Source organism: Hassallia byssoidea VB512170 (genome assembly GCF_000817785.2).
GTDB lineage: Bacteria > Cyanobacteriota > Cyanobacteriia > Cyanobacteriales > Nostocaceae > Hassallia > Hassallia carrinoi.
The window spans coordinates 1-9,452 of the sequence record NZ_JTCM02000169.1 but is presented as its reverse complement, the minus strand read 5'-3'; the positions used below and the strand labels follow the sequence as shown (position 1 = coordinate 9,452).

Here is a 9,452-nt window from a genome sequence, read left to right as displayed (position 1 = left end):
AACGGAGGACGCCTCCGCACAGCGCTGGCTCCCCTTGTCCACGCCAGACGCCTCAACGGAGGACGCCTCCGCACAGCGCTGGCTCCCCTTGTCCCCCATTCCCCCATTCCCCATTACCCATTCCCCATTCCCCATTACCCATTCCCCATTACCAAGGAGAATTGTAGATAACGCGCTGCCTGACTGGTGCGCGACGCCATGAATCTCTGACAATCGTTGGATTAATCAGCGTTGAGTCTCGAATTGTCGGATTAACCAACACTGGATTGACAAAGGTCGAATTTCTCACATTTTGCCTATACGGGGAATAGTAGTAACCACTACTACGACTCGGTGTTAATCCCGTTGTAGGATCTACAGGTATGGGAGTTGGAATCGGACTACCGTAAATAAAATTACCAACGGAAGGTGGTTGGTTTACCCTGATTGGATTACCGTAATAAATCGAGTTACCACGTACACGCGGTTGATTGTAATAAATCGAGTTACCACGTACACGCGGCTGATTTACACCGATGGAAATTCCACCACCATCAATCACTATTACTTGTTCGGCTGCGGCTGGGGCAATTGTCGCGCTCATTAGTGCCACAGAGCCTAATCCCAGCCAGTTGAGTTGCCAATGCTTGATTTTAAGCATATTTTGACCGCCCAGATTTGATAAGTTAGAATTTTTAACCTTTTTAGACGTAGAAAATAGCGTAATTAACAAAGGATGCACCTACACCAAGGGGCGGGTGTGGTTTATTCTCCTTAATCTACGTATACTTACTACAATTTTAAAACTTTATCTAGTTTGACGTTACCAGCTTGAGAAAGATTTAAAAATATTCCTGGCGTTGGCACAATTAAGAAAGTGCTGATTTGTGTGCAAAACGTGAGTGCAGAAAGTTTAGAAATTGCCAAAAATCTTTACCAGTCTGGGAAAGCTGCTTTTGAAAGTGGGCAATATCGGCAAGCGGTGGAAAATTTAGAAAAAGCGATCGCTCTAGTGAATCGCAATTCTCGCACCGGGGGAGAGGTACAAATCTGGCTGGTAACAGCTTATGAAGCTGCTGGACGCACTGAAGATGCGATCGCCCTTTGCGAAGAACTCAAACGCCATCCTTTTTCCGAAACCAGCAAACAAGCCCGACGCTTAGTTTACATTCTCAAAGCACCGAAGCTACAAAGACCAAGCGAATGGATGACTCAAATTCCCGATTTGGGCGCATTGTCTGATAATGAAAGTAAAATTCGTCTCGCTGCTAATAGTACAAAATCGAACCAACCCAAAAAGCCGACTGAGCGAGAATACGTTGACTTAAGCCAAGTCAATACTAAAGATAATCGCTTTATTTGGGTCGCATTAATTACCATTAGTTTAATCTTGGGTAGCTTGGTTTGGTTGAGTTTTTGAACCTAATTTAAGCCCCACATGATGGTATGGGGTCAATCTAAAATCTAAAATCTAAAATCCAAAATCCAAAATTGTTTGACTTTTGTGGAGATTTATAGTAATGATTTTATCGGCTTTAGCAAAAAGCTTAGTTGGGACTAATCGCGTCTTTCCAATCCAAAATCTAAAATCTAAAATCCAAAATCCCATTTTGTGTCTCGTGCTGTTGGCATCTGTGCTGCTATCTGGTTGCGTACAGTATGAAGCGGGGGTAAACTTTGAAAACTCCAATCGCGGCGAACTGGTGCAGCATATTAAGTTAGCAGAACGGCTCACTAGTTTTAGCGGTGACTCAGTACACGAATGGTTAAATAGCATCGAACGCCGCGCCCGCAAAGAAGAAGGCAAAGTACGGCGACTTTCCCCAGAAGAAATTATTGTGACAATTCCCTTCAGTAATGGTGAGGAATTACAAACGAAGTTTAACGAATTTTTCAATCCCAACATTAATCAAAAAACTGAAGTCAAAGCTACATCTGATTCAGAATTGCCAAAAATTGAGTCAAACTTACTTTTGTTTCAAAACAATTTTTTACTGTTAGTGCGAAATCGGTTGATTTACGATGTGGATTTGCGATCGCTTTCTCTAATTGCCAGCAATGGTAACGTTTTAGCTAACGCAGGCTCGATTCTCGATTTAGAATTTAGCTTGAAAACTCCTTGGGAAGCAAAAATCATTCAAGAAACTGAAAGCGCGATTGCTCCCGAAAAAAGTCAAAATAAACTGGTATGGAAGCTCATCCCCGGTCAACTAAACCACATCGAAACAGTTTTCTGGCTTCCCAGTCCCCTCGGTATTGGTACTCTGTTGATTATTTTGTTTGTTGCTGGTGGACTTTATCTAAGGTATACTTTTATGCCAGACCCCAGCATTCAACTTACTGCTGATTCAGCTAATTCATCACAGTAACGTAGTGAGCGCTTCAGCGCTTAATATAGAGCGCTGAAGCGCTCACTACAGCGGACATAATATCACCAAGCCGAAAGTTGTGAAAGTACGACTGTTGTTAGTATTCTGTGTCTTATTTGTCTTTAGTTATGGATTGTCGGCATATCGGCGACCATCCATATATAGTCAACAGATTATTGCCATACCAACACCGACTGCAACATTAACACCAAGTCAATCTGATAAAACAAGCATTTCTCTCACCAAGTTGACAGACGACCTGGAAGTAGCAGAGAAAAACGTCACCAGGATTTCCATGATTTTGGTAAAGGTTGTAGCGGCTTTATTAAGTCTTTTAATCGTCTATCGCCTCATTTTCATGATTTTTCGCCGCTCATCTCAGTTAATCGTAGACAATTTCATCAATGCTTCTGATGCTGAGGAAATGAACAACGTGTTACCAGGTCTTTCGCAATTAGCGCGAGAAAGACTTGTGGGGGAAATGAAAGGCGTGCGTCAACGGGTGAAAGAGCATATCATCAACCAAGGACCCGAAAGCTATCACCCTCCTGATAAGTTACCTTTACCGCAAACAACCCCAGACCAACGACTTGGTGAGTTGGTAACTTCACTTAGCGAGTTCACACCAGAGCAAATGCATCCAGCGGTGAACATATTAAAGGTGATATTTCCAACTTATGGCACGAAAGTAACTAGCATTTTGCAAAGCCAAGGTAAAGAATACGATCGCCTGGGAATTACTTTTGAAATTACTAACATCGAAGGTCGCCTTTCTTCTAAGTTATATACGGTCTGGGAATCAGTTGAGGCAGTATCCGAACAAGCACTGAAAGACCGCTACAGAAAGCTACTAGGCTCGGCTATTCGCTGGTTGGCGTTAGAACTCAGTCGGCGAGAAATGGTGGCTGCTGTGCCCTGGTATCACTTGGGACGAAAACGCGATCGCTATCAAGCTAAGATTTATAACTTTTTTGGCGCTCTTAATCTAGCTAGCGCTGCCACTCAGGGCAAATTGTTCTACGAGTTGGCAATTGAAGATTTACAGCAAGCAATATTTTTGTATCCTGAATGGTTTCAACCTTACGAAAATTTAGCTGACACATACAGCAGCTTTGGAAGAGAAACTTCAGACAAAGAATGTCTCAATTGGCAACGTCAAGCAATACTGGAATACGATCGCGCACTTAATGCATGTGAAGATGAATCTGTCAAGCGGCGAATTATAATTGGCAAAGCGATGGCTGGGCTAATGACAGGTGATGTCAATTTGATTCAGGAAGCGATCGCAGAAATAGACAAGCTGAAGAAAAATTGGGATGAGACATCAGAGTTAAATACTCGGTTTTTATATAATCTAGCTGCTTGGTATGCGATCGCTCACCGAATTAATGCCGGGGTAAAAACTGCGCTTTCACTAGCACGCCGTTATTTAGTTTACGCTCTAGTGCGAGATTACCAACGCACCTTATGGGAATGGGCAGGTAAAGATCCAGATTTACAAGGCATTTGTGAAGATTATGCGGAATTGAAATTCATTATGTTGAAGAAATTGAATGAAGTACCCGAACTTCCCAGCTTAATAGGTAAAAATTTTACCAAGCACACAGAGGACATTCTTTGGGTAATGGGTAATGGGTAATGGGGAATGGGTAATGGGTAATGGGGAATGGGTAATGGGGAATGGATAATAAAAATAATTCTTAATTACCAATTCTCAATTACCACGTTCCCAATTCTCAATTACCAATTCTCAATTACCACGTTCCCAATTACCACGTTCCCAATTCCCAATTCATAAGGAGAGTATAAAATGAGCGATGACAAAAATAAAGAACAAAAGGATAGTTCTTCTAGAGATATCAAGCCGCCAAATATCGGCAAACCTCGCAAAACTGAGCCGGGTGGTTCTCGTGGAATAGAACCACCCAAGCAATTAATAGGTGCAATACCACCTTGGCTAGACGAAAACGATTAAGGTGACAAACGCTCTATTTTCCAAGTTTTATCATCCAAGCAAGTATAAAGCAAGCGATCGTGCAAGCGGCTGGGGCGTCCTTGCCAAAACTCAATTTTTGTGGGGATCACTCGCACCCCTCCCCAGTGCTGCGGTCGCGGCACATCTTGATTTTCATATTTTACCTGAAGTTCTTGCAAGCGTTGCTCAAGAACTTCTCTGTTTTCTATCACCTCGCTTTGATTAGATGCCCACGCACCCAAGCGGCTGTTTAACGGACGACTGTGAAAATACTCATCTGACTCGTATTCAGAAACTTTCTCCACCCGTCCAGAAATACGGACTTGTCGTTCTAGTTCTGCCCACCAAAAAACAAGAGATGCCTGGGGATTTTCGGCTAATTCTTGTCCTTTTTGACTGTTATAGTTAGTGTAAAAAACAAAACCACGCTCATCAAAATCTTTCAGTAGCACCATTCTTGCCGACGGATTGCCATCTGATGTGGCAGTGGCAATAGTCATCGCATTCGGTTCGGGAAGTTGGGCATCTAGTGCCTGATTGAACCATTTTTTAAACTGTCTAAAAGGATTTAAATCAACTTCCGAGACGCTTAGACCCTCTAAGGTATAATCTTTGCGAAGGTCAGCTATAGTTTTGTCCATGATGATTTGCTTTTTTTTATCAGCTAGGCTTACACATCTTTGTTAAAAATATTTATCATATTCATCAGCACCAGCTGAGTCTTACTTATTCTGCCAAAAAAGATTGCATAATATGCGCCGTTCAGCCTCTGTTAAAAGTCTGTTATTTTATGGTCTGAGCGGTCCAATTATCGCTCTGAATATTTGGTTGGTATCTCAGTTTTATCGCTTATTTCAGCATCCAATTACCATTTTGATCGTTGCGGCGATTCTTGCTTTTTTACTGAATTATCCAGTAAAATTTTTTGAACGCGCTCGAATTACGCGTACTCAGGCAGTGATTATAGTTTTGCTGGCAGCTTTAACGCTGTTTGTGATTTTGGGTGTCACCTTAGTGCCGATAGTAGTTGACCAAACGCTTCAACTTTTAAATAAGATTCCTGGTTTGTTAAGCGCTAGTCAAGAAAATTTACAACAGTTTGAGGCATTGGCGAGACAGCGGCGTTTACCATTAGATTTAAGGGTGGTGAGCAATCAAATCAATGTCAGTATTCAGAATGTGGTGCAACAACTAGCCTCTAGTGCTGTAGGCGTGGCTGGGACACTGCTATCAGGATTACTCAATATGGTGTTAATAGTCGTACTAGCATTTTACATGCTTTTGTATGGCGATCGCGTTTGGTCTGGTATGGTTAATCTCTTACCATCTAACATTCGAGTCCCGTTAATTACATCTTTGCGCCTCAATTTCCACAACTTCTTCCTCAGCCAACTTTTGCTGGGGCTGTTTATGATAGTTTGTCTCACCCCGATTTTCTTGATTCTCAACGTGCCGTTTGCTTTGTTGTTTGCCATACTTATTGGTATCTCCGAACTGATTCCCTTTATTGGCGCGTCTCTTGGTATCGGTTTGGTGGTAATTTTAGTCTTGCTGCAAAGTTGGTGGCTAGCAATTCAAGTCGCAATAGCAGCGATTTTGTTGCAGCAAATTAAAGATAATTTGATAGCGCCGAAATTACTCGGCGATGTTATCGGGCTTAATCCTATCTGGATTTTTGTTTCTATTTTGATGGGATTTGAGATTGCTGGATTGTTGGGGACACTTGTTGCTGTGCCGATCGCTGGTACTATTAAAGGTACTTTCGATGCGATTAAAAACGGCAAAACTGAATTTGGTTCAATTACTATTCCTCACCCACCCGTTGATGAGCGGAACTAGCCAAAACTTCTATTTCTGCAACCACCCGTTCTAATTCTTCGATCATTGGGATCGATCCAGTTTTGTGGAAAGTATCTACAAGTGTTCTATAATACCAAAGAGTACCTTCTTTGCCACCTTTGAAGCGTTCCCAAAGTGATTCGCCCAACACGCGATAATCTTTGCGAATCGATTGAGCATTATACAGTTTATCGGCTCCGGAAACAAGTAACACCGATGGCGATGCTGTGCAAATATGAGCAATATATGCTTCTTTGCGTTGTCGCCAAGGTGGTTTGGGTATGGTGTCAGAGTCAGTGCAACCATCGACAATTGCTGTTACATTGTCTCCAAAACGACGGCGTATTTCTTCTCTTGTCGCCGCTCCTCCTTGGTCTTCAATGGCATCATGTAATAGTGCCGCGATCGCTTCATCTTCATTTGCCCCATATTCTAAGGCAATACTCGCGACACCTAACAAATGAGCGATATAAGGAACACCGGAACCTTTACGAATTTGCTTGGCGTGAAGTTGTGTAGCGTAGGTAAGGGCTTCGGTAAAGCGTTCTGAAAGCATTTTATCAAGCATAATATTATTGAAAAGCACTTTACCTGAAAATGCTTTTCAATGCACGAGTGATGGTGTTAATTTTAACCAACCTTACTAAACGCTCCTAACGCGCCCCGAAGAGCATCTGTGCCTAAAATTGTATTATCTATCTAGCTTGCGATCGCATAGTTATGAAAAGCGAAAAAGCGATTTTGCCGTCTTGGTACTCTGATCAAGATTTGATGCAAATGAGTTCAGAGAATCCAGAACTGCGATTTGAACGCAATGCGGATGGAACTTTGGAAACTATGCCACCAACTGGGGGAATTTCTGGAAATCGAGAGGCGAAAGGAATAGCTTATCTGCTAACTTGGGTAGAAAGTCAAGATTTAGGTGAAGTTTTCAGTTCAAGTACTGGTTTTAGATTACCCAATTCTGCTGTAAAATCTCCTGATGCTGCTTTTGTGGCGAAAGGACGTTTACCATCAGGTTGGGATCAGCAAGAAGACCAGTTTATCAATTTAGCACCTGATTTTGTCATTGAAATTCGTTCTAAAAATGATAGCTTGGAAAAACTCAAGGCAAAAATGGCAGAATATATTGCCAATGGTGTGCGTTTGGGATGGTTAATTGACCGTCAAAATCAGCAAGCTTTTGTTTATCGAATTGATAATTCAATTACTCAATATCCAGCTACGGCAATTTTAAGCGGTGAAGATGTTGTACCGGGATTTACATTGCCTTTAAAAAGGTTGTTGTAGAGTGGTGTTGATTTAATAACGAACCGCAGAGAGCGCAGAGAACGCGGAGGAAGAGGAGAGGGTACAACTTGTTACAAATTGTTATAAATATTATAGTTACGAAACTGTTAATTCCGAATTATTTACAGAATCTGTGTTGCTATTCTCTGCTTTTTGTGCAACAGTAACTGTTAATTTTAATCCCAAAGCATTTAACCAAGTTCCCAGATTATAAATCGCCTCGCTGCCGCGTTGTGATAGCAATTCATCTAGTTTTTCTAAATGCACTTTGGCTTCTTCTGGTGTCAGATTTTGTTCACCTAGCGCTTCAGCTACATGGCTTAATGCGAGTTTCAGCAGTTTAGGATCTGGTTCTTCCCCTTCTTCTAATTCAAAATGAGTTTCGAGATAAACAGCTGCGTAACTTGGGTCTTTCAGATGCGAAATCAAAAATTCGTGGTAAGGTAAACTCTTAGGCATTGTTTTAACTCCTATAGTCTGTCCAATATTCTATTGCTGTGCTAATATCTTGGTCTTGAGTGCTTTTATCTCCGCCACACAAAAGAAGCACAATTGTAGAGCCGACTTGTCCAAAATAGACGCGGTAGCCAGAACCATAGTCAATTCTGAGTTCACAGACTCCCTCTCCTACTGAGCGATAGTCCCCCAAATTTCCTGTCCTAACTCGGTCAAGTCTCTTATTGATTATTGTTTTGGCTTTGGCATTCCGAAGCCCATAAAACCAGTCGTCGAAAGGAACTTTGCCGAATTGCGTCACATAACGCTGGATTTCTCTAGGTTGTGCTTCCATTATTTAATTTTACAAGCGAAGGCGATCGCACTCCATCACCTGCCTTAATAAATTGCTACCTTTATATACGAAATTGAACTACCATTCTCTGTATAGTCACAGCCAAAACTAAAATTTTGCGTTTCGATAGGCTTTGTCCATCATTTCTTTTGCTCGTGGATTATAACCATTATTATTGAAAAACGCTAAAGGCGACTCTTTCACCTGATAGCTAATAGCTTCACCACTTGTTACCAGCCTAGCAAAGTGTTCGCAATTCCATCCCAAAATACCATAATCCCAGTCTTGAAAAAGCTGATAAGCAATTAAACATCTATCAAGAACATCTTTTCTATCTAATAATTTTACGTGAACTGCCCTTTTAGCCTTCCGTGGAATTGGAAACACAGCAAATCCGTTTCCGCCAAAGTTAAAGCAGTGGGTATCAGATATAGTTATGTGATAGTGCAATGTTGGATCTTTACGATGTTCTCTATGATGAATGAGTAATCCTGCATTTGAACTGTTGTAGTCAACATGAGCATAAAATGCATGAATAGCTTTCTCGATTTCTTGAGAGTTAACTATGGTGACAGTAGGCAGATTAACATTAGTATTTTGAAGGTTTAGAAGTGATAACCACTCTTGTATTGACTGAGGGCGATCGCCTGCTTTTATTTCCATCCCTTTAATAATTGCTTGATTCACTCTTTCACTAATACTAGAATTAATCTCTTTTGGTTCCACCAACTGCGTACCAATAGCCCTAACTGGAGACATTGTTGGTGCTTCTCCTGTTAAAATGGCATATAACGTTGCCGAAGAAGCATAAACATCACTATAAGCACCTCTTTTTGCTCTTTTGTCATATTGCTCAATCGGTGCAAAGCCATCAGATAATATTTGCGTATGCGTCTTTGTCAAATTTGGGGTAAAATCCCGCGCAATGCCAAAGTCAATTAACACAGCTTGCAAATTACCTGAACGCAACATGATATTTTGTGGCTTGATATCTCTATGCAACAAGCCGTTCCGCATGAACTACAATTAGCGCTTCACCAATTTGCTGAATGTAGCGTAATGCATTGACTTCAGATAAAGCACCTTGATTCTCAACCAAACTTGCTAAATCTTCCCTTGGAATGAACGTGGACAAAAATGGACAGCCTTCTACACAGACTGTCTATGATGCTGCACGAACAACTAAGAACAAGGCTGTCAATGAGTGTCT

The 9,452-nt window shown here is 41.5% G+C and carries 13 protein-coding genes; 6 read left to right on the top strand and 7 right to left on the bottom strand.

Translation table 11 applies throughout. The annotated features are described in order from the left end of the window. Positions 1 to 148: 148 nt before the first annotated feature. The gene (locus PI95_RS33505) at positions 149 to 640 is read right to left on the bottom strand and encodes a hypothetical protein (RefSeq protein ID WP_039748506.1); all 492 of its coding nucleotides are present in this window, start codon (positions 638 to 640) and stop codon (positions 149 to 151) included. 237 nt (positions 641 to 877) lie between these two features. On the opposite strand from PI95_RS33505, the gene PI95_RS33500 reads away from it, so the two are divergent. From PI95_RS33500 to PI95_RS33485, 4 genes are all read left to right on the top strand, one after another. After that, complete coding sequence (locus PI95_RS33500) at positions 878 to 1,399, top strand: tetratricopeptide repeat protein (protein ID WP_039749016.1); 522 nt, start codon at positions 878 to 880, stop codon at positions 1,397 to 1,399. 100 nt (positions 1,400 to 1,499) lie between these two features. Beyond that, entirely contained in the window at positions 1,500 to 2,348 is an 849-nt protein-coding gene (locus tag PI95_RS33495) for a DUF3153 domain-containing protein (RefSeq protein ID WP_163519428.1), read from the top strand. A 79-nt stretch (positions 2,349 to 2,427) separates the two neighbouring features. Further along, the gene (locus tag PI95_RS33490) at positions 2,428 to 3,987 is read left to right on the top strand and encodes a tetratricopeptide repeat protein (protein WP_039748508.1); all 1,560 of its coding nucleotides are present in this window, start codon (positions 2,428 to 2,430) and stop codon (positions 3,985 to 3,987) included. 171 nt (positions 3,988 to 4,158) lie between these two features. Continuing rightward, on the top strand, positions 4,159 to 4,323 hold the full coding sequence (locus PI95_RS33485) for a hypothetical protein (RefSeq protein WP_160111426.1): 165 nt from the start codon (positions 4,159 to 4,161) through the stop codon (positions 4,321 to 4,323). On the opposite strand, the gene pdxH is transcribed toward PI95_RS33485, so the two are convergent. Further along, complete coding sequence (gene pdxH, locus PI95_RS33480; RefSeq protein ID WP_039748510.1) at positions 4,320 to 4,964, bottom strand: pyridoxamine 5'-phosphate oxidase; 645 nt, start codon at positions 4,962 to 4,964, stop codon at positions 4,320 to 4,322. The two genes, PI95_RS33485 and pdxH, sit on opposite strands and share 4 nt — an antisense overlap. 112 nt (positions 4,965 to 5,076) lie before the next feature. On the opposite strand from pdxH, the gene PI95_RS33475 reads away from it, so the two are divergent. Beyond that, positions 5,077 to 6,162 (top strand): AI-2E family transporter, encoded by a 1,086-nt coding sequence (locus tag PI95_RS33475; protein WP_039748512.1) that lies wholly within the window; start codon positions 5,077 to 5,079, stop codon positions 6,160 to 6,162. Here the strand turns inward: PI95_RS33475 and PI95_RS33470 are convergent. Continuing rightward, the gene (locus PI95_RS33470) at positions 6,128 to 6,718 is read right to left on the bottom strand and encodes an HD domain-containing protein (protein ID WP_039749019.1); all 591 of its coding nucleotides are present in this window, start codon (positions 6,716 to 6,718) and stop codon (positions 6,128 to 6,130) included. The genes PI95_RS33475 and PI95_RS33470 overlap by 35 nt on opposite strands. Positions 6,719 to 6,882: 164 nt before the next feature. On the opposite strand from PI95_RS33470, the gene PI95_RS33465 reads away from it, so the two are divergent. Then, the gene (locus tag PI95_RS33465; protein WP_039748514.1) at positions 6,883 to 7,452 is read left to right on the top strand and encodes a Uma2 family endonuclease; all 570 of its coding nucleotides are present in this window, start codon (positions 6,883 to 6,885) and stop codon (positions 7,450 to 7,452) included. A gap of 96 nt (positions 7,453 to 7,548) precedes the next feature. Here the strand turns inward: PI95_RS33465 and PI95_RS33460 are convergent, their stop codons facing one another. From PI95_RS33460 to PI95_RS36495, 4 genes are all read right to left on the bottom strand, one after another. After that, complete coding sequence (locus PI95_RS33460; protein ID WP_039748516.1) at positions 7,549 to 7,911, bottom strand: helix-turn-helix domain-containing transcriptional regulator; 363 nt, start codon at positions 7,909 to 7,911, stop codon at positions 7,549 to 7,551. A gap of 4 nt (positions 7,912 to 7,915) precedes the next feature. After that, entirely contained in the window at positions 7,916 to 8,242 is a 327-nt protein-coding gene (locus tag PI95_RS33455; RefSeq protein ID WP_039748518.1) for a type II toxin-antitoxin system RelE/ParE family toxin, read from the bottom strand. A gap of 108 nt (positions 8,243 to 8,350) precedes the next feature. Next, a complete protein-coding gene (locus PI95_RS33450; protein WP_236117307.1) occupies positions 8,351 to 9,244 on the bottom strand; it encodes a serine/threonine protein kinase in 894 nt (297 codons plus the stop codon). Continuing rightward, positions 9,237 to 9,377 carry a hypothetical protein gene (locus PI95_RS36495; RefSeq protein WP_236117306.1) on the bottom strand — a complete coding sequence of 47 codons (141 nt, stop codon included), beginning with the start codon at positions 9,375 to 9,377 and terminating at the stop codon, positions 9,237 to 9,239. Before PI95_RS36495 ends, PI95_RS33450 begins: the two co-directional genes overlap by 8 nt. Positions 9,378 to 9,452 lie beyond the last annotated feature (75 nt).